At 61.4% G+C, this 18,256-nt stretch carries 15 protein-coding genes and 6 pseudogenes; 16 read left to right on the top strand and 5 right to left on the bottom strand.

Features of this window, described 5'->3' with window-relative positions:
* Positions 1-80: 80 nt before the first annotated feature.
* A pseudogene (locus IVB26_RS36020) lies at positions 81-2,799 on the top strand (strawberry notch-like NTP hydrolase domain-containing protein); the annotation flags it as partial.
* A gap of 272 nt (positions 2,800-3,071) precedes the next feature.
* Positions 3,072-3,435, top strand: a pseudogene (locus IVB26_RS36010) (integrase core domain-containing protein); the annotation flags it as partial.
* A 111-nt stretch (positions 3,436-3,546) separates the two neighbouring features.
* Here the strand turns inward: IVB26_RS36010 and IVB26_RS36005 are convergent.
* The gene (locus tag IVB26_RS36005) at positions 3,547-5,259 is read right to left on the bottom strand and encodes an outer membrane beta-barrel protein (protein ID WP_247969626.1); all 1,713 of its coding nucleotides are present in this window, start codon (positions 5,257-5,259) and stop codon (positions 3,547-3,549) included.
* A 214-nt stretch (positions 5,260-5,473) separates the two neighbouring features.
* Between IVB26_RS36005 and IVB26_RS43575 the strand changes: the two are divergent.
* The 3 genes and pseudogenes from IVB26_RS43575 to IVB26_RS35995 all read left to right on the top strand — a co-directional run.
* A pseudogene (locus IVB26_RS43575) lies at positions 5,474-5,653 on the top strand (IS110 family transposase); the annotation flags it as partial.
* A gap of 131 nt (positions 5,654-5,784) precedes the next feature.
* Positions 5,785-7,029, top strand: a complete 1,245-nt coding sequence (gene istA / locus IVB26_RS36000) for an IS21 family transposase (protein ID WP_346732847.1) — start codon at positions 5,785-5,787, stop codon at positions 7,027-7,029.
* Positions 7,029-7,361: pseudogene (locus IVB26_RS35995) on the top strand (ATP-binding protein); the annotation flags it as partial. The gene istA and the pseudogene IVB26_RS35995, both read left to right, overlap by 1 nt.
* A 34-nt stretch (positions 7,362-7,395) precedes the next feature.
* On the opposite strand, the gene IVB26_RS35990 reads toward IVB26_RS35995, so the two are convergent.
* Together IVB26_RS35990 and IVB26_RS35985 are read right to left on the bottom strand one after the other, a co-directional pair.
* Positions 7,396-9,465: a recombinase family protein gene (locus IVB26_RS35990; RefSeq protein WP_247969624.1), complete on the bottom strand. Its 2,070-nt coding sequence runs from the start codon at positions 9,463-9,465 to the stop codon at positions 7,396-7,398.
* The gene (locus IVB26_RS35985) at positions 9,446-9,634 is read right to left on the bottom strand and encodes a hypothetical protein (protein WP_247301635.1); all 189 of its coding nucleotides are present in this window, start codon (positions 9,632-9,634) and stop codon (positions 9,446-9,448) included. The genes IVB26_RS35990 and IVB26_RS35985 overlap by 20 nt, the downstream gene beginning before the upstream one ends.
* A gap of 306 nt (positions 9,635-9,940) precedes the next feature.
* On the opposite strand from IVB26_RS35985, the pseudogene IVB26_RS35980 reads away from it, so the two are divergent.
* From IVB26_RS35980 to IVB26_RS35960, 5 genes and pseudogenes are all read left to right on the top strand, one after another.
* A pseudogene (locus IVB26_RS35980) lies at positions 9,941-10,414 on the top strand (ATP-binding protein); the annotation flags it as partial.
* A 127-nt stretch (positions 10,415-10,541) separates the two neighbouring features.
* Positions 10,542-11,051 (top strand): annotated as a pseudogene (locus tag IVB26_RS35975) (transposase); the annotation flags it as partial.
* A 386-nt stretch (positions 11,052-11,437) separates the two neighbouring features.
* Entirely contained in the window at positions 11,438-11,707 is a 270-nt protein-coding gene (locus IVB26_RS35970; protein WP_247969622.1) for a hypothetical protein, read from the top strand.
* 959 nt (positions 11,708-12,666) lie between these two features.
* On the top strand, positions 12,667-13,020 hold the full coding sequence (locus tag IVB26_RS35965; RefSeq protein WP_247969621.1) for an HU family DNA-binding protein: 354 nt from the start codon (positions 12,667-12,669) through the stop codon (positions 13,018-13,020).
* 203 nt (positions 13,021-13,223) lie between these two features.
* Positions 13,224-13,415: a hypothetical protein gene (locus tag IVB26_RS35960; protein WP_247969620.1), complete on the top strand. Its 192-nt coding sequence runs from the start codon at positions 13,224-13,226 to the stop codon at positions 13,413-13,415.
* Between the two features lie 163 nt (positions 13,416-13,578).
* On the opposite strand, the gene IVB26_RS35955 is transcribed toward IVB26_RS35960, so the two are convergent.
* Positions 13,579-13,998 carry a hypothetical protein gene (locus IVB26_RS35955; protein ID WP_247969619.1) on the bottom strand — a complete coding sequence of 140 codons (420 nt, stop codon included), beginning with the start codon at positions 13,996-13,998 and terminating at the stop codon, positions 13,579-13,581.
* Positions 13,999-14,413: 415 nt separating this feature from the next.
* Between IVB26_RS35955 and IVB26_RS35950 the strand changes: the two genes are divergently transcribed.
* Together IVB26_RS35950 and IVB26_RS35945 are read left to right on the top strand one after the other, a co-directional pair.
* Positions 14,414-14,833 (top strand): hypothetical protein, encoded by a 420-nt coding sequence (locus IVB26_RS35950; protein ID WP_247969618.1) that lies wholly within the window; start codon positions 14,414-14,416, stop codon positions 14,831-14,833.
* Between the two features lie 596 nt (positions 14,834-15,429).
* A complete protein-coding gene (locus tag IVB26_RS35945) occupies positions 15,430-15,756 on the top strand; it encodes a DUF736 domain-containing protein (RefSeq protein WP_247356100.1) in 327 nt (108 codons plus the stop codon).
* Between the two features lie 204 nt (positions 15,757-15,960).
* On the opposite strand, the gene IVB26_RS35940 is transcribed toward IVB26_RS35945, so the two are convergent.
* Positions 15,961-16,203: a helix-turn-helix domain-containing protein gene (locus IVB26_RS35940; protein WP_247293522.1), complete on the bottom strand. Its 243-nt coding sequence runs from the start codon at positions 16,201-16,203 to the stop codon at positions 15,961-15,963.
* Between the two features lie 408 nt (positions 16,204-16,611).
* Between IVB26_RS35940 and IVB26_RS35935 the strand changes: the two genes are divergently transcribed.
* The 4 genes from IVB26_RS35935 to IVB26_RS35920 all read left to right on the top strand — a co-directional run bounded on the left by IVB26_RS35935 (position 16,612) and on the right by IVB26_RS35920 (position 18,256).
* Positions 16,612-16,875 (top strand): DUF2285 domain-containing protein, encoded by a 264-nt coding sequence (locus tag IVB26_RS35935; protein ID WP_026233330.1) that lies wholly within the window; start codon positions 16,612-16,614, stop codon positions 16,873-16,875.
* Between the two features lie 130 nt (positions 16,876-17,005).
* Positions 17,006-17,215 carry a transcriptional regulator domain-containing protein gene (locus tag IVB26_RS35930; protein ID WP_083926468.1) on the top strand — a complete coding sequence of 70 codons (210 nt, stop codon included), beginning with the start codon at positions 17,006-17,008 and terminating at the stop codon, positions 17,213-17,215.
* Positions 17,181-17,792 carry a DUF2285 domain-containing protein gene (locus IVB26_RS35925; protein WP_247969617.1) on the top strand — a complete coding sequence of 204 codons (612 nt, stop codon included), beginning with the start codon at positions 17,181-17,183 and terminating at the stop codon, positions 17,790-17,792. Before IVB26_RS35930 ends, IVB26_RS35925 begins: the two co-directional genes overlap by 35 nt.
* Positions 17,793-18,004: 212 nt before the next feature.
* Positions 18,005-18,256 carry a helix-turn-helix transcriptional regulator gene (locus IVB26_RS35920; protein ID WP_247532350.1) on the top strand — a complete coding sequence of 84 codons (252 nt, stop codon included), beginning with the start codon at positions 18,005-18,007 and terminating at the stop codon, positions 18,254-18,256.

Below are 18,256 nucleotides of genomic sequence, written 5' to 3'. Positions count from 1 at the left end.
GAAGAGGGCGGCGCTTGCGCTTTGTGACGGGTTGGAGGCCCAGAGAAAGTCTTTGGGTCGCCCGTCGCGGAGTATCACCCATGGCGACTGTCGTTCAGAAGATCACCCTGTCGTCCTCGCGCGACATCCCCTTCAATAAGCTGGTGCTCAGCCAGTCCAACGTCCGCCGTGTAAAGGCCGGCGTCTCCATTGAGGAGCTGGCCGAGGACATCGCCCGGCGTACCTTGCTCCAAAGCCTCAACGTCCGGCCGGTCCTCGACGCCGAAGGTGCCGAGACCGGAATGTTCGAGATCCCGGCCGGCGGCCGCCGCTATCGGGCACTGGAGCTGCTGGTGAAACAGAAGCGGTTGGCCAAGTCCGCGCCGGTGCCTTGCGTCGTGCGCGATCTGCGAGCAACATTCTCGCCGAGGACGACTCACTCGCCGAGAACATCCAGCGCGCGCCGTTGCACCCCCTTGACCAGTTCCGCGCCTTTCAGGCTATGCGCGAGAAGGGCAGGACCGAGGAGGACATCGCCGCTGCTTTCTTCACGTCGATCAATGTCGTGAAGCAGCGCCTGCACCTCGCGTCGGTCTCGCCCGCGCTGCTCGACGTCTATGCCGATGACGGGATGTCGCTCGAGCAGCTCGTGGCCTTCACCGTCACTGCCGATCATGCGCGCCAGGAGCAGGTTTGGCAGTCGATCTCCGGGTCGTGGCAGAAGGAGCCCTATCAGATCCGCCGCATGCTGACGGAGAAGACGGTGCGCGTCTCCGACCGGCGGGCCGTGTTTGTCGGCCTCGACGTCTACGAGGCGGCCGGAGGCGCGGTGCTGCGCGATCTCTTCCAGTCCGACGACGGCGGCTGGCTCGAGGACGTCGCTCTGCTCGACCGACTTGTCGCTGAGAAGTTGAAGGCAGAGGCGGAAACGATCGCCGCCGAAGGTTGGAAGTGGATCGAGGTCGGCGCGACCGATTTCCCCTACGGCCATACCCGTGGCCTGCGCCAACTGGACGGCGTCTCCGCTAATCTCACGGCTGAAGAGCAGGCGACCATCGATGCGCTCAACGCTGAATATGCCAGGCTCGAAGCCGAGCATGACGGTGTGGACGAACTGCCCGACGAGGTTGACCAGCGACTCGGCGAGATCGAGACGGCTCTCGCCGCCTTCGAGGATCGACCCGTCACCTATCAGTCGGCCGACATCGCCCGCGCGGGCGTGTTCGTCGGCATCGATGCCGAAGGCAGGCTGTCGGTCGATCGCGGCTATGTGCGGCCGGAGGACGAAGTGCCCGTGGCCGAGCCGGGGCAGAGTGGCGACGGCGAACCCACCACCTCGGTTGATCCAGATGGCGCGGAGCCCTCGGTGCCGGTCGCCCAACGCGCCGTCATCACCGTCGCGGGCCAAGCTGCAGAGCCCGAGGATGAGGACGATGATGCGGTCAAGCCGCTCCCGGACCGTCTACTGACCGAACCACGGCGGAGCGGACGCTGGCGCTGCGCGACAAACTGGCGACCACGCCTTCGGTGGCCTTCCAGGCGGTGCTGCACAAATTCTGCCTCGACGTCTTCTCCCGCTATTTCTCCCATGGGGCGGCGATGGAGGTCTCCGTGCGCAGCGCCAGCTTCCCGATGCAGGCGCAGGGGCTGAAGGATACGCCGGCGGCTAAGGCGATCGACGCACGCCACAAGAGCTGGGAGGAGCGGATGCCGAAGGACAAGGCGGGCCTATGGGATTGGCTCACCGGCCTCTCCGGCGACGAGCAGGCGCCGCTTTTTGCGCACTGCGCCTCGTTCGGTGTCAACGCGCTGTACGAGAAGGGTGACCGCTACGGCGGCGGGGTCACGCCGCACACCGTCGAGCAGCGCATCACTGAGGCCGATCGCATCGCCAAAGCCGTCGACCTCGACATGGTGGAAGCCGGGTGGCGCCCGACCGTCGAGAACTATCTCGGCCGGGTGCCGAAGCGCCGCATCCTGGAGGCGGTGCGGGAAGGCGCCGGCGAGCGGGCCGCCCAGCTCATCGATCATCTGAAGAAGGGCGACATGGCCAAGGAGGCCGAACGCCTCCTGGCGGAGACCGGCTGGCTGCCCGAGCCCCTGAGAATGGCCGACGCCGACCACGCGGCGACCGTCCACACCACGGAGCACGAGCGCGATGACGCGGTCTGGCTCTCCAAGTCCGACAAGCTGCTCGAGGACGCCCAGCGCGACTGGTCGGCGCTGGGCATGGAGCGTCTGCTCGTCACACCGCTCTCGCGCTTTCCTCAGGGACGTCCGATCGTTCTCTCCGAGGATATCCTATTTTTAACCTACGCTACGCTGCGGTCCGACGACCGCGGCGAGAAGCTTTCGCGCGTCCGGCAGATCGTTCAATGGTTGGGCTCCGACTTCGACGGCGTCATTATTTTCGACGAGAGCCATGCCATGCAGAACGCCGGGGGCAAGGGCGAGCGGGGCGATGTCGCGCCCTCGCAGCAGGGCCGTGCAGGTTTGCGCTTGCAGCACGCGCTGCCCAACGCCCGCGTCGTCTATGTTTCGGCGACCGGCGCCACCACTGTCCACAATCTCGCCTATGCGCAACGGCTCGGGCTCTGGGGTGGGGAGGATTTTCCGTTCGCCACCCGCGCCGAGTTCGTCGAAGCAATCGAGGAGGGCGGCGTCGCGGCAATGGAGGTTCTGGCCCGCGACTTGCGCGCGCTCGGCCTCTACACCGCCCGCTCTCTCTCCTATGACGGTGTCGAGTATGAACTGGTCGAGCACCAGCTCACCGACGAGCAGCGGCGGATCTATGATGCCTACGCCAGCGCATTCAGCGTCACCCGCCTTGAACCCGACCTCGAGGACCTGCTCTGGTCGACGGTGAACGTCTTCCACCGTGCCATCGACCGGATCGAGCGCGAACTCGACGACAACGAGCTGGCGCAGCAGCGGTCGCAGCGCGAGCATGACGGCAGCGAGATCAAATCCGTCGAGCTGGAGCGACTGACGGCAGAAGGGCAGACGCTGATCGAGCGACGAGGCGCCTTCGAGCTGATGCGCGACCAGGCCGCCGACGAGTTCGAATGCCACAGACGGCAAGCTATGTGACGCATAAGTTCGATATGCGATTCCAGGAAAACGCGATCGAAGATCGCCTGACCAAGGTCAAGCATCCCTGGACCAATGCCCAGGTCGAGCGCATGAACCGCACGATCAAGGGACGCGGCCGTCCAACGCTACCATTACGATCGACACGTTCAGCTCGAAACTCATCTTGCCGACTTCATCACCGCCGACAACCACGATCGACGGCTGAAGACCCTGAAGGGCCTCACACCCTACGAATACATCTGCAAATGGACTTCCCAGCCAGGACGATTCAAGCTCGACCCGCTCCAGCAAATGCCGGGACTAAACACCTCGGTCCAACCAAAATGGCGCAATCGTAAATTGCGCGCGCAGATTCCATGCTGAACGGGATGATCCAGGATGCCGTTGTAGGCAGCCATAGCAATTACCAGATCTTCGCACGCTCGACGTTTGATTCTAGATCAACGTCGAGCGGACGGAGCTGGAGCGAACAGTTCAGTCAAATTTGTAGGAGGCCTGGAAGAACGTGCCCCACCGCTCCATGCGATAGTCCCCGGGAAAGGGGCCGTGAGTAACAGGACGGCGGCCGGCTTCCTCGGCTATGGTTGTGAGTTGCTTTTGCTGGTTAGGAGTCCACATGGCCCAATAACGACCACCGACGCCGACGCTGAAGTTCTTGGTGATGAAGTAGGATAAAACTGCCTCGACCTGCACACCACCGCCACCACTCCCGCGTTGATCGTAGAAGGTCGTGAACGGGCGCAGCAGATGGTTGTCGCGCCCCTGGAAATCCGTCCACGGCAGGTAAGCAACATCGGCGCTCATGCGCCAGCGATCGAGCAACATGGTCTCAGCGCTAAGCCCGATGCGCAGCGCATTCCAATCAGTGTCTTGGCTGCCCACAATCCTTTTATCGCCTGGCGCCAGACATGGAGCGTAGGGCGAGGCGATCTGAACGCAGCCTATCGTGTCAGACTTCTGGCCGTAGTAGCTCCAGCCCATAAACCCACCAACCTTGGAGGTGCTGCCATGCAGGAAATCGTAACCGGCATCGGCGGTGTAGTACGTGAACCTTCCGTTGCCCTGGCCCGATATTGTGTTGCGATAAGGGAGCGGGTCCACGCCCCAATCTTCATCGTTCATTTTTCCGTTGTTGAAGCGCCCAACTCCGATATTGCCCTTCAGAAAGATTCCCCAAGGGCTGTCCAGCCGCTCGAACAACTCACCGGAAATCCCGTCCAGCCCATGATAGGTGAGCCTTGATATAAGATCAGTACTCCCGAGGTCCCATTGAAACCTCCCCCGGCTCAACCACAGCCGTGTGCCGCCTTCCAGCGACCACCCGTCAGCAAGGCCACTGGGCGAGGCGCTGACGGTCGGCTTCGTTGCGTATGGCGGCGTATCTCGCCATCCTGGCGTCTGTGGGAGTGCGTCAAAATGGTAGTTCAGTCCAAGTTTTCCGATGTGATAGCTGCTGGACAGGCCGGTGGTGTTGGCGGGGACGGTTGCCGGCGGCGGATATTGCAGGGTCGGAGGAGTCGCAACACTTGATCCGTTGAACTTCAGATAATCGTACTCAAGGCTCAAGGACCATGCATTCGTGAGTGCTTGCTCGACGCCTACGCCGATGGTGCCACCGACACGACCATCGTCGAAACGGGTGGAATTCTGTGGCGCCAGGCCAGATGGGTTAGTGCGGCTAGCGAATTCGTTGTTGTTGGCGACAACGCCGCTATTGCGCTGCCAGGCCAAGCCCCCCTTGAGGTAAACAAGTGTTTGGCCATGCGGGCCGAACGCATACCCAAGGCGACCCGTTCCGGTAGCAAACACGCTTGGACCGGCGCTGCAGTTTGCGCTGATGACAGAGCTGGAGGCGGCAAGACAGGTGTTTGTACCGTCTGAGGCAGCGCGACTAGCATCCAGTTCAACGCCGAAAACCCAGCGTTCGCTCTGCCAGTTGTAGCCGATCTGACCTCCCGCCAGGAACACAGGGGTTTGGACAACGTCCCCATAGAGCGACTTGCCATAGGAATCGCTGAATGATGTTTGCCCGTAGCCCCCGCCGACGTGCCCACCGATATATCCTCCGGTCCACCTCCAGACGGCGGGTGGGGCCTTTACTGCCGGCTTAAGATCGGCCGAATTGACGGCACCGCCTGCAACGAGCGCAGCTGTTGTGACGCAGCAAAAAAGAAGTTGGGGTCGCATTTCACCTCACGAACACAAAACGCGCGCCAAAACTTGCAACGGCAACTCAATGGCTGACGTTGTTGGCTCGCTTCCACGGCGGTTGTGGTTTGCAGGATCTGAGCCAGCGGACGCAATGCGCATTCGCTGCGGTTTTCGATCGCGATGTTGTCTTCGCAACAAGATCGGTTAGTTTTGTAACACGCGGCGTGTCCAGGACCGGACACGAGTCGGTCGCATGAACAAGAGCGATCGGAATGATGCTCGGGGTCTTGCCGAACTGGGTGCGGGTTGGGTGGTATCGAGAAGTCAAAATCCAGAGCGAGGAGAGCCACAATGTTCGAGCGATACTTGTCGCGCAATTCCGCCTTGTGTCCATGCGCCGGATATCGAGAACCAGGACCGCAGTCTGATGTCGGGCGACGTGGAAAATTGACCCCCTGACGACACGAGGAATTGACCCCCTCGCGACACGGTCAGAACGGGGGTTTTATGCAGCGACTCAGTTCAGGTCCTCTGCGGTTCAAAGATCCGCGGAGGGAGGCCATGCTGGAGCCGGACGAGGTTTCGGCGATACTCCGGCTCAAGGAGCTGGGGTGGGGTAGTAAACGGATTGCCGGGGAGCTCGGGATTAGCCGCAACACGGTGAAGGACTACGTGGCGGCTGGCGGCTGGACGCCGTATCGGCAGCCGCACCGCAAAAAGGCACTCGATGGCCAGGAGATCTGGCTCAAGGAGCGCCTACGGCAGCACCACGGCAATGCCGACGTGATCCGCCAGGAGCTGGCAGCCGAGAAAGGCATCATCGTCAGCCTGCGCACGGTCGAGCGGGCCGTCCAGCGCTATCGCCAGGAGCTTGCGGCCGAGGCGCGTGCGACGGTGCGGTTCGAGACACCGCCCGGCAAACAGCTGCAGATCGATTTTGGCGAGCGGCTGGTCGAGATCGGCGGTAGCAAGGTTCGCGCCTACCTGTTCGTCGCCACGTTGGGCTACTCGCGCCGGCACCATGTCAGGGCATTCCGCAACGAACGGCAAGAGAGCTGGTTCGATGGCTTGGAAAGCTCCTTCGTGAAGTTTGGCGGCGTGCCCGACGAGGTGCTGTTCGACAATGCGCGTGCGCTGGTCGTGGAACACGATGCCGCGACGCGCACCGTCGTGTTTAATGACAAGCTGACCGCGTTTGCCAAGCACTGGGGCTTCCGGCCACGGGCCTGCGCGCCATATCGAGCCCGCACCAAGGGCAAGACCGAGAATGGCGTCGGCTACGTCAAGCGGAATGCGGTCGCCGGCCGCACCTTCCCGAGCTGGGAGGCCTTTGAGGCGCACCTTGAGGCTTGGACGCGGGAGATCGCCGACCTACGCCAGCATGGCACGACGGGCGAAGTACCGATTGAGCGCTTCAGGCGCGCTGAGGCGCATGCGTTGAAGCCCATCGCCGGCAGGCCGCCCTTCCAGGCCGCACGTGAACTGATCCGTCGCGTGCAGGCCGACTGCGCGGTCGAGATCGATGGCAACGCCTACTCTGTGCCATGGCGGCTGATCGGCGAGACGGTGAGAGCGACGATCGCCGATGGCGTGGTGTGCATCCACCACGGGATCCATGAGGTGGCCGCTCATCCGATCTGTGTCGGCCGTCGCGGTCGCGTCGTCGACCCTAAACACTTTGAGGGCCTGACTGGCTTTAAACCGAGTCGTGCTGGCGATCTCGCGTTATCGCCTGTCGCGCCGCCGTCGCCGACGCTGCTGCGGCCGCTCGGCGAGTACGAAGCGATTGTGGGAGGGGGCTTCTGATGCGAGCCATTGTCCCCGACCGCCTTAGTGATATGCTGACGCGCCTAAAGCTGACGGCTGTCCGCGACCAGCTGGATGGGCTGTTGGATGAGGCCGGCCGGCAAGAGCTGAGCCTACGCGAGACCCTGGTGCTGCTGTGCGAGCGCGAGATCGCCCGCAAGGATGAGCGGCGCGTCGAGATGACGCTCAAACTTGCTCGCTTCCCGTTCGTTCGCGATTTGTCGGGCTTCGACTTCTCGGCCCAGCCCTCGCTGGATCCCAAGCAGATACGCGAGCTTGCGAGCGCCCGCTGGATTGCCAATGGCGAGAACGTGTTGCTGCTTGGGCCACCCGAGTCCGATTCATACTGCTCACCTCGCTATGCCGTTATAGTTCAAGCTCTCTTTGGCGCAGATCGCCGGACGACGGCCGCCGGAAGCGCCGCGCGTGTGCCGCCTTCTTGACCTCAGGATGCTCCAGATCCAGCGCTTTGATCACCCAGGGTGCGCCCTTGCACAGCTGATGCGCGGGCAAGCTCTGCTCCGCGATCAGACGGCGAACCGTCGATGGGCTGACCTTCAAGGCAGCGGCAGCTTCATCCAGAGTGACCTCTCCTCTCTCCGCGCGTTCGCCCTCTCGGTAGGGCGCGATAGCCTGCTGGTTGCGCAAGTGGCAAACGCGGGCGCGGGTCCAACTGTTACCCCGTCCCGTCGACTTGCCGGCGCGGTTGAGGACCGCCGCGATCGTGTTGTCGGGCATCTGCCGCGCCAGAACACGCACGAGATCGATGACGTCCGCGGACGTTCTCCAGCGGTGTTGGCCCGTGCGGTTCTTCCTGGTCTTTAGTGCTGTATGATCGCCGCCCTGCCAGTGGATGACAAGCTCGATCGCCTCATCATGGATGCGCACAACGATCTCGCGGATCACAGTTCGGATGATCCGCTTGCGCGTCGCAGGCGTCGCCCCAGTGCTGTTCCAGGCACGCTCCAAATCGGAGCCAAGCGCGAGTAACCGCTCGCGATCCGCCTCTGTCAGAGTCGTCTCCGGCTTGGCTAAAAACGCACCGCGCTCATCCTCGAGCGCGCGGACAGCCAGCAGGCGTTCATTCCAACGTCGCTCCAACTCGCCGGCTACCAAGCGATGGTCGGGATCGACGGCCTCATAGTGCCGACGAGCACGAGTGGCCTCATAACGCGCTTGCTCCAGAGCCAGTTCAAGTTGACGCAGCTTCTCGGCGTGCTCACGGCCGCGCGCCTCCATGGCAGCCAGCGCAGCCTTGACACCGAGCGGCTGCAAACGTGCGATGACTTCCGCGCTGATTGCGCGATCCACGCGCAAGCCGCCGAATGAGATACATGGATCTCCGCCATGGTTGATCTGGCTACCGCGGCAATGATAACGCCCAACAGTGCTGTGCGTGCCACTGTAGGCAACGTGAAGTTTGCGACCGCAGTGACCGCAACGAAGGAGCCCTGCAAGAAGGGCCTCGCCGCAGCGGACCGAGCCACGACTCATGAAGCTCTTCCCATTGGCGTTATCGGTGATCAAGCGCTGATTCCTCTCGAACTCCGCCCACGTAATGTAGCCCTCATGGTGGTCCTTGATCAAAACCTCCCAGTCGCTGCGCTCCCGCCGGAAGCCCCGCACGATCCTCTTGCGGCCGGCCTCGATCGTCACCCGACTGCTCGAGCGCCCGAAGGCGTAGGCACCAGCATAGATGGGATTGGTCAGGATGTGATAGATCGTATTGTAGACTGGTAACTTCCACTCGACGTGGCGGCCCTCGGGGCCATGGCTGACCGCGGGCAAAGTGATTCGTTCTTGCCGTAACCACAGGTGGACCTGGCGAAGTGTCTGCATCTCGGCAAACTTGGTGAACACGAGTGCGAGAGCCTCCTTAATGCGTCGATCAGGGTCCTTCTCGATCCGATCGTGGGAGACTTTGAGATAGCCGATGGCAACGTTGAGGAAGAGCTCACCCCTGTGGGCCTTCTGCTTCAAGGCTTCAAGCGAGCGCTGCCGAAAGATAGACAGCTCCATCTCGCTCATTGTGCCCTTCATGCCGAGCAGAAGGCGATCATTGGGGTGGCGCGGATCGTAGACGCCATCCTCATCGACGATCAGTGTTCCGACGAGCCCGCAGAACTCCAGGAGCGTATGCCAATCCCTGCCGTTGCGGGCCAGCCGAGAGGCCTCAATCGAGACCACAGCGCCAACTCGCCCTTCGCAAATGGCGGCAAGCAGCTTCTCGAAGCCGGGACGCGCGGTGCCTCCACCAGAGCGACCGAGATCATCGTCGATCACGACCACCTCGTTCCAGCCCAGTTGCCGCGCACGGTCGGCCAAGCCGTACTGGCGGCGCTGGCTCTCTCGGTTGTTGATAACCTGGTCGGCCGTCGACTGACGAACGTACACGACGGCCTGGCGAGCAAGGTGCTCAGGCGTGATCTTGCTCACCGCTGTCCTCCCCGTTCACGTCGTTTGCGTCGACCGCGCTGTCGGTGAGCGCTTCGGTCAGAAGCTCCTTCAACAGCTCCAACATTCGCTGGTGGGCTTCGATTGGAATGCTGCTGTATGTTGGAGGGCTCTCGAAAAGATCCCCCTGACGACGTGATGCGTCCGCCATGACCGCCTCCTCGCGATTGGGACGATTCCCTGGGAGAGGAGGCTAAGGCCGCGTCGGCAAGAACGCGCGCCTCCAGCAGACGATTCACCGGAAGCCGCGGATCAGCTATCAGTCGGAAGGAAGCGGCGGCGGGGGTCGCCATCCATGCCGGCAGAAGCGTTAACGTCGCATCAGGTTGTCTGATAACAAAATGCGTCTCACCCCCGAGCCGCTTGCAGGCGACAACGACGACTAACGCTCCGCATCGCGGATGAAATGGGTAGAGGATCTCAACCTCTGATCCCAGACACCCGGCATTATGACGCTGGTCCGCCTGGCGTTGGCAAGACGCATCTTGCGGTCGCTCTTGGTCGCGAAGCGATCCTGGCTGGGCATTCAGTTCAGTTCGTCGCAGCCACGACTGTCGTTGCGCAGCTTGCTAAAGGTCACGGCGAAGGGCGGCTCGAGGAGCGACTCGCGCAATTTGCCAAGCCAAAGCTCTTGATCATCGACGAGCTTGGGTATCTGCCCTTTGAACCCAATGCCGCGCATCTCTTCTTTCAGCTCGTTAGCCGTCGCTATGAGAGAGGCGCGATCCTGCTGACCAGCAACCGCAGTGTCGGCGAGTGGGGCTCGGTCTTCAGCGACCCCGTGGTTGCCACCGCGATCCTTGATCGTCTGCTGCACCACAGTCACGTCATCACGATCCGCGGCGACAGCTATCGCTTGAAGGAGAAGCGCCGCAGCGGACTGCTGCAGAAGCCCGCTGCACCAGAAGCCAAATCGGAGAAGAAGTCGTGAAGCAAGCCGCTCGCTCGCTACAGCGCTATGACGGGCGCGCTTCGCGAGCGGCTTGCTACAGTCCTGCAAACAACAAGGGGGTCACTTCCTCATGTCGCTGCGGGGTCAAATCCGGACGTCGCTTGACAGTCTGATGAAGAAATGTGGGTTGCTATTCCCTCGCGCGATTGGCCAACAGTTCTTAACCAGCTCGGGGAGCTATCGGGCGAAGATCATCGACTCCTCAACATGATCGAGCCACTCCTGTCAATTCATGAGCATATCTGCCAGCAGCAGATAAAATTCGACGAGGAGGTCCGCCGATTTGGGAAGTCTGACGAGACGACGCCTCGCCTAATGACGGTTCCTGGTGTTGGCCTGGTGACTGCCGTCACCTTCCGCCATACGATCGATGACCCGCCCCTGCGATCGGCCTCGACAGTCAGTGCCTATCTCGGCCTCACACCTCTGCGCAACCAATCTGGTGAAACTGACATTAGTGGCAAGATATCTCGATGGGGCGATTGACTTCTCCAAATCTACCCTGTTTTAGGCAGCGACCGTCCTTCTCTATCGGACCAAGAAATGGTGTTCCCTCAAGGCCTGGGGAATCGCGAAGCGGGTCGGTATGAAAAAGGCAAAGGTCGCCATTGCGCGCTAGATCGCTGTGATCCTCCACGGCATTTGGGTCTATGGCACGCCGTTCCACTGAGGCCACGCGCCGGCCTGACATTATTTTGCAAGTTCCTGACCCGGTTCGCCGGGCCCGGCGATGTCCCGCTGGGATGGTGGTCGTGGTGACCTCGGTCAATCGGCTGGTGGCGGCTCGCCCGCACGCCATTGCAAACGATGAGGCACCCGATCCGGACATCATCATGAGGCGCTTGCGACCTTCGGAAAGGACCATGACCCCAGCGGCGCGCAGCTGAGGAGAGTAGGTAATGGCTAATCGGTCCACGACTACGAGCCGGCTATCGATCTACCAGTCGCGCTCGCCCCGTCTCCGCAACCCCAACCCGCTCCAACGGGTCGAGCGCTATCGTCTTGCCGAATGGCTTCAAAAAGAGAATTGGCATCAATCCGCAATTAAAAGGCCGATTGACACAACGATCGCCGACATGGACGCGACTCGCGTTGCTGCTGCGCAGGGGAGCACTTGGCGGTACTGGAGGGGAGCCTGGACGGCCTGACCACGCGCCAGATTGCGGCGGCGAACGGGTGGGCGACGGCAAGTCCAGCGAGCGCAAGGCCGTGGTAGCGCAGGATTTTCACTTGAGGCGTTGGTTGGCGATGGAGAAAAAGCTCGCGGCCTGACAATGAAATCATGATCCAGCCAAATTGAGACCGAAATCGCCAATCACATCTCCCGCGCCCTAGAGCGGGAGAGATGAGAGACGTGACGAAAGAGCGCCGAAACAGGGGTATTCGCATAGCCGAGATCGTTATTGATGGTTCTCCGATGCGCTGTAAGGTGCGCCATCTCACGGCTTCCTCCGCAATCGTTCAGACCTTGGATGCGCCTTTTATGCCAGCCGCTTTCGGTCTGCGCATTCCGAGCGTTGGACGTGATATTTATTGTTCCGTCATCTGGCGTGACGAGCGACGGTTGGGCGTGACATTTCTCAACTAACCGCCAATTTCTTTTGTAGAAAGACGTTCTTACGCTGAACTCGGACGGTATTCAATTGTAGGCAGATTTCTGTCTCGACGCGACGATGCATCACTCGCGCGGGTTCGATCCCCGCGTAACTGGCCGGACTGAGGGCCTTGCGGGACCTCTGTGCGGCTCATTTTTACCACACCCAATCGACATTGTTGATTGAGGAGAAGGGTACATGGCGAGGCTCGCCGACGTGCTCGAGCTATCGAGCCACTGGGCTTCGATCCTGCTAGAGCCAAACATGAGCAGATCGTCCTTCCATGTCCCATCCGAAGGCATTGATGGTCAGAACGGCAACAACAAGTGGGACCTCGCTGATGAGAATGCCAAAAACGAGCGTGGGCCAGCGTCATCTTACCCAACTCCTCATCGGCGAAGCCGACGAAGTTTCCTTTAACAACGCTGCGGCTGGCGCCGATCAACAAGGTCTCCGGCCGCCGAATGCTCTCGTCCCGAACGCGCCGATCCGGCGGCCGGGGAGCGGCGCTTCTCCACGCGTGCCGCCGTGACCGCCACGGCCCGCAAAGGCAAGTGGCCATGGATCGCATCCTGCGCTGTTTCGACGAAGGTGTCGAGGAATGATCACCCGCAAATTCCGTGGACGCCAGTGCCAATGATCAGGTCCGAACTCGTTGAGCGTATCGCCGGTCGAAGTCCGCGCCTTTATCAGCGTGACGTCGAGAACATTGTAAATGCAATCCTGGGCGAGATCGTCGCTGCGCTCGCGCGCGGTGATCGGGTTGAGCCTCGAGGATTCGGAGTGTTTTCTGCCAAGCAACGGCCGGCGCGCATCAGCAGAAATCCGCGAACGGGCGCGCTCGTGCGAGTCGACAAGAAGCGCTTTCCGCTCTTCAAGGCTAGCAAGGAAATGCACAAACGACTAAACAGTGAAGCCGGACCGAACGACAGCAACTTTGCCGTCCAAGACAGTCTGAGAGCGTCCGGGCAGTCTAAGTGGCCGGGCTGAGCCCGGTGTGGTGAAGAAGCAACGTTAATATTGTTTTCGCAAACGCAAGCGCCATTGACGCTCCACAAATCTCAATGAACGAGGCACTCTGAGGTCGGTACCGGGGCTGGACTACATTGCGTCTTATTGAGCTATTTCCCGGGGAGCCGCGGATCTCATCTGCGGCTCCATTTTATTTCGTGAATGTCTTTGAGAAGATGTCGATGGCCATCCAGGATTTAAGTGACGCGAGCGTCCTTAAACTCTACGAAAATATTCGGCAGCAAGTTGCGGCCGATGTGCGCCTAGGCAGCAAACATCGTCTGCTGGGCGAAACTGCGAAACGAGAAGCGTTGCGCCTTGAGGAAGAACTGAAGCGCCGTCGAGTTCCGTATACCCCCATCAGTTGGGGCTGACGCTCGATCCAAATGAAGTCGGCGCGAGCCGCCACGACGCGTGATCAATCTGATGAGGATTGAAGCCGTCCTGCCTGGTCCTCTAAGTGGGAATCTCCGTCACTCGGCCAAGTACCAAACGTAGCCCAGATTCTCTTTCACTCAGCGCTCGCGCGCCTGGATTTCATCGCCTGCGCCGCGCAATCTCGTCAGCGACTGCGCTCGTGGCGCGCACCAGCCGCTCATGCAGAGTCTCGAACATGTCGAGAATCTCATCATTGGGTTCATTCCTGCCTTCTTCGATAGCCTCGGCAACCAGTTCGTCGAGAGGCGTCTCCTTCAATTGACCTTTCTCGAGCAGGTGTTCAAATAGCCCGTCGCTGTCGGGCTGCGGCTGGATGCGGCCGTCGGAGTTGCACCAAACCCCGATTGTCTGATGCCTCATAACGGCTTGCTCAACCATCTCCGCCTCCAGTGGGATCAGCGTGCCCCACGCCTCGTCCTCCTCATCGACGAATCCCGCCACGTACATCTGTTGCTCCTCAGCGTCCTCATCGCGAGGGCGGAAGAACGGCGTGAGGACGATTTGAGGGGGTTTTGCCATAACAATCTCTCCAGGGGGTTCAAGCACTAGTTGCATTGGTACATGGCAGCATCAGGGCCTGCGCCAACACACCGGATCATCCAAAAACTGCAAACGGTGGAAGCGGCTGTCGGCGGCCAACGAACAATTCGTTCTCTCATTCATCGCTCTGGCAGATAAACTATTCCGGCGCGCAACGTGATCGAAGCAGACGACTTCTGTCATCTCCCGTGGTCGTGGTTATGCGCCACCTGCGCATAGGTAAGAATTCGACCCGTTCCAATGATGAAGGACCCGAGCATCGTGGAGGTCGGGCGGCGGAAATCCCACAGGATTTCCGCTCGCGATCACAGTCGTCTCCGCTATACTCGGGCATGCGCCGTGGTGGTGGTGGAAGGCGCGACCGTCAGACCTCTATCTCACGGAGCCCACCGCTATGATCATCTTCGGACCGCTGCTCGTCATTACCGGCATTGGCTTCTTTTGCTGGCTGCTGTTCACCCTTGCTGTCTTCGCGCTCCGGTTTTTCGTCGGCCTCACGACCGTCGTCTGGGCCTTTCATACCGGCGCCGGGGTGGTCGGCTGCATTGTCTTAGGCCTCGTCGCAGGCGGCGCGACTTTCGGCATCGGCCAGCTTGCGCTCGCCTATGTGCCGTGGACCTGGCTCCGGCTGCTGATCGTCGTCCTCTACGTCGCGCCCGCCACTGTCGCCGGTTACAGCGCCACCCACGGAATTGCGCTGATGGCGGTGCCTGCACCGATCTGGCAGGCGATCTTTCCAGTCGTGGGCGCCATTGCCGTCAGCATCACGGCGTTCATCCGGATCACTGGAATGACCGCCGGACCTGCCGGGTAATGGCAGGGGGCATTGTAGCTTCACGTCGGCGGACGGGATTGGATCAGATGTACGGAACGCTCTCGGTTTTCATCGCCGAGTCAAATGCGCGCGTCGAAGCTCGAGCAATCTCCACAAGGCCAGCTTCGTCACGCCCTCATGGCGGTATGGACCAAGCCGTCACCTCTCAAATATCGGCCGACAACGGATGTGAACGGGCCGTCCCCGCCGAGGCGCGATCTCGAACGCCAAATCCGTCCATTGCTGACAGGAGAGGGCGCCTGTCACCATCGAACTCATTCGCCGGGCTCTCGGTGCGACCGAAATCGCCACGTTCTCCTCGATATCAGCTCTGTCCGGCCGAGCGCACCGAACGGCCTCTTTGATGGATTGATCTGGCCGAAGGCCGGCTGAAGCCTCGATCGCCTAAGGCGCAACAGCGGCGTCACAACTTTCTTCCCCTGCCGGCTGCGCCGTCATTCCTCGCGCGAGACAAGAAAGGTCCTCCTTTGCTGTCGAGCCCCTTCGGGGTGCGCCGTCGATCGCCTCCGGCCCCTTCGATCACCATCGAGGCCGCAAGGTGCGGGCTCGGAAAACAGAGATCAAGGAGAACTTCCATGGCGACCATCGGCACCTTCAAGAAGACCGGCAACAACGAGTTCACCGGTGAAATCGTGACCCTCTCGCTCCAGACCAAAAACGTCCGGATTGTCCCCGAGACCAATCGGTCCGGCGAGAACAGCCCCAGCCACCGCGTCTATGCGGGCCGGGTTGAGATCGGCGCCGCCTGGGCCAAGCGCTCCAACGAGGGCCGCGATTATCTCGGCCTCAAGCTCGACGATCCGAGCTTCACCGCTCCGATCTTCGCCAACCTCTTTGACGACGAGGAGGGCGAGGGCTTCAGTCTGATCTGGTCTCGCCCCAGCCGTCGCAACGGCGACTGAGCCGATCCACAATGCCTCGCCCGGCTGGTCCGGGCGGGGCATCACCATCCGCCAGGTGTGCCGGGCGGGCTTGCAATGAACGGCAAGGGAGCAGTTGGGTACGGCGGAATAGATCCCGGTCAGCAGCGCGAGGCGGTCACGGTTTGACTGGACGCGTTTCGTTGGCCTCCAATGCGCTCAACAATGTCCGGCCAGCTCAAGTCGTCAAGTGGCCCGCTTTCCGCGTAGCGTGCCGCGCGCTTTCTTCTGCAAGAGATCCGCTGCTTCGACCCCTAATTCACGGGCAAGTCGATCGAGAACGTCAATGCTGGCTGCATACCGGCAGCGTTCGAGTGAACTGATGTAACCGCGATCAATTTCGGCGCGATGGGCAAGCTCCTCCTGAGACAGGCCTGCGGCCTGCCGATGCTTTCTCAAATTGCGCGCCAGAATCTCCCGTATCTCCATGGAGATGAGAGAGGTCTATTGAAGAGTATTTCACCACGGAGTATTCTCTACAATCGGCACGGCAGTCCCCAATGAACGAAGCTGCTGATGTGCCTCAAGCCCGAACCGAATGCATGATGAAACGTTGGCGATCAGCGCGGGGGGGCAGACGGTACGGACTACGTACCGCCGAGGGCGTCAGCAGGATGCCGAATCGGGTTGCGATTTCGTGCCAGGCGCGCTCAGCGAGCGCCGGTTCACGATTTAGAGAGCGCCGGTGCCTCGCGAGCCATCGTTCGCCGCTTGCGGGCACACCGTGATGCGGCCTATGCATCACGGTGGAGGTCGCGCGACATTTCGCGACGTTGCGAAGTTCCCGCCGTCAAATGAATGTCCGGCATTGCTTTGAGGCTGACGGAGATGATTGCAATGAACGAACTGCCATTTCAGGACCGGCCGCCACAAACCGATCGCGTGAACGCCTACGATGAGAAACATCTTGCAATCTACGTCCGGTTGTTAATGGCCGAAGAAGAGGGCGCCGACTGGCGTGAGGTCGTCGAAGTGCTCTTTGGCCTTGATCCATCCCGAGAACCCGATCGCGCCAAGATCGTCCATGACAGCCATCTGGCCCGCGCGCGATGGATGACGGACGCCGGATATCAGCATTTATTGGAGCCGCGGATGCAGTGAGCTGCCCTGTCACGCAAGTTGCGATCACGCGTGATGCAACTTCGAGGTCTAGCTTGCCTGCCCCTCTTTTCTGATCCTGCCGTGGCCTTCGCTGGGGAGCGCGGAACGTGAAGAAGCAAGAGGACACACTATGCCCACGCAGTATTGGCGCTCGCCGGAGACGATTGAACGCCTGAATCGTCTCGAACGCCCGGGCTTTGCCCTCGAGTTCCTTCGCCGCAACGCTGACTATCGCCGCGACTTCGCTCGTGCACAGCGCCAGATCACGCGTGAGGGGGCTGATCCCAAGACTGTCCGTTCCGAGCTTGCACGTCGTTGGAGGTTACGGTGTCGCCCATGACCCCGCCTCTCCCGTTGGACTTGAACCCACCATTTGGCTGCCGCAGGTATCGCCGGGAACGCTGATCCTGGAGCGGGCGCCTTCCGGATTCGATATCGCCACGTCGGTCGGTCGTAACGTCCTCGGGGAGCCGCTTATCGAGCGGATCGATGCCGACGGACGTGAGCTGGTGATCACAGACGGATCAGGCGAGCTCCACTTGCTCATGCGAGACGAGCAGGCTGCGCGACGTCCTGCTGTGCTCGTGCCGCTCGACAGCATGGGCGAACTGCGGCTCGAGGTGGCGCTAAACTTCGTTCGTCGCCTTGGGGGCCAGCGCATCGGTCTTCTGCCGGCGGCTCTGCGGCTGACGTCCTTTCAGAAACGGCGATTGATCCAGCTCCTTCACGCCTTCGACGTCCACGACCTGGGCGGCGGCCCGCGCGAGGTGGCCGCAAAGGTGCTAGCTTCCGATCACGCGCGGCGTCGTTCGGTCGAGTGGAAGGATTCGCACGCCCGCCGCAAAGCAAACCGCCTCATTCACGATTCGATCGCCCTGGTCGAGCGAGGTTACCTGAAACTCCTGCGCGGTTTCTGACGCGGGCGTCAATCCCTCAACGCAATCCGTACAATCAGGCCCGTTCGCGCGGCGCCCCGCTGGCAATGTCTCAGCTCGCCTTGTCGCGACCTTAAGGGGGACACGCACCTGCAAGAATTTTCGTCCACCCCCAACGCCTGAACTCTCCGCCACTCTGGCCCCGACATGCCGCGACTTGGCCGCGGCGCTTCGAGGCAAGACGGAGATCTCCCATGCTCGACCGGACCGCGCAGCTCACCACGCGCTACGTGCGCACGCCTGAGGCCGCGCGCCTCCTTGGCCTGTCGCCGCGCACACTGGAGAAATACCGCTGCCATGGCAACGGCCCGACCTTCCGCAAGCTGGGCGGCCGTGTCGTCTACGCCATCGGCGATCTCGAAGCCTGGGCCGATCAGGCCGCCTGCACCTCAACGTCGGATCCGCGTTACGTCGAGGCCCGCGCCGCCGGCAACGCGCACCGCTAA

It is taken from the genome of Bradyrhizobium sp. 195 (assembly GCF_023101665.1).
Classification (GTDB): domain Bacteria; phylum Pseudomonadota; class Alphaproteobacteria; order Rhizobiales; family Xanthobacteraceae; genus Bradyrhizobium.
Note: the sequence above shows the minus strand (reverse complement) of the source record. Positions and strands in the feature narration are given on the sequence as shown.

Bases quoted from the DNA above. Each gene is read 5' to 3' on its own strand.
- IVB26_RS36005 (WP_247969626.1), bottom strand. From the start codon at position 5,259: ATGCGACCCCAACTTCTTTTTTGCTGCGTCACAACAGCTGCGCTCGTT.
- istA (WP_346732847.1), top strand. From the start codon at position 5,785: ATGCTGGAGCCGGACGAGGTTTCGGCGATACTCCGGCTCAAGGAGCTG.
- IVB26_RS35985 (WP_247301635.1), bottom strand. From the start codon at position 9,634: ATGGCGGACGCATCACGTCGTCAGGGGGATCTTTTCGAGAGCCCTCCA.
- IVB26_RS35965 (WP_247969621.1), top strand. From the start codon at position 12,667: ATGATCAGGTCCGAACTCGTTGAGCGTATCGCCGGTCGAAGTCCGCGC.
- IVB26_RS35960 (WP_247969620.1), top strand. From the start codon at position 13,224: ATGGCCATCCAGGATTTAAGTGACGCGAGCGTCCTTAAACTCTACGAA.
- IVB26_RS35955 (WP_247969619.1), bottom strand. From the start codon at position 13,998: ATGGCAAAACCCCCTCAAATCGTCCTCACGCCGTTCTTCCGCCCTCGC.
- IVB26_RS35950 (WP_247969618.1), top strand. From the start codon at position 14,414: ATGATCATCTTCGGACCGCTGCTCGTCATTACCGGCATTGGCTTCTTT.
- IVB26_RS35945 (WP_247356100.1), top strand. From the start codon at position 15,430: ATGGCGACCATCGGCACCTTCAAGAAGACCGGCAACAACGAGTTCACC.
- IVB26_RS35940 (WP_247293522.1), bottom strand. From the start codon at position 16,203: ATGGAGATACGGGAGATTCTGGCGCGCAATTTGAGAAAGCATCGGCAG.
- IVB26_RS35935 (WP_026233330.1), top strand. From the start codon at position 16,612: ATGAACGAACTGCCATTTCAGGACCGGCCGCCACAAACCGATCGCGTG.
- IVB26_RS35930 (WP_083926468.1), top strand. From the start codon at position 17,006: ATGCCCACGCAGTATTGGCGCTCGCCGGAGACGATTGAACGCCTGAAT.
- IVB26_RS35920 (WP_247532350.1), top strand. From the start codon at position 18,005: ATGCTCGACCGGACCGCGCAGCTCACCACGCGCTACGTGCGCACGCCT.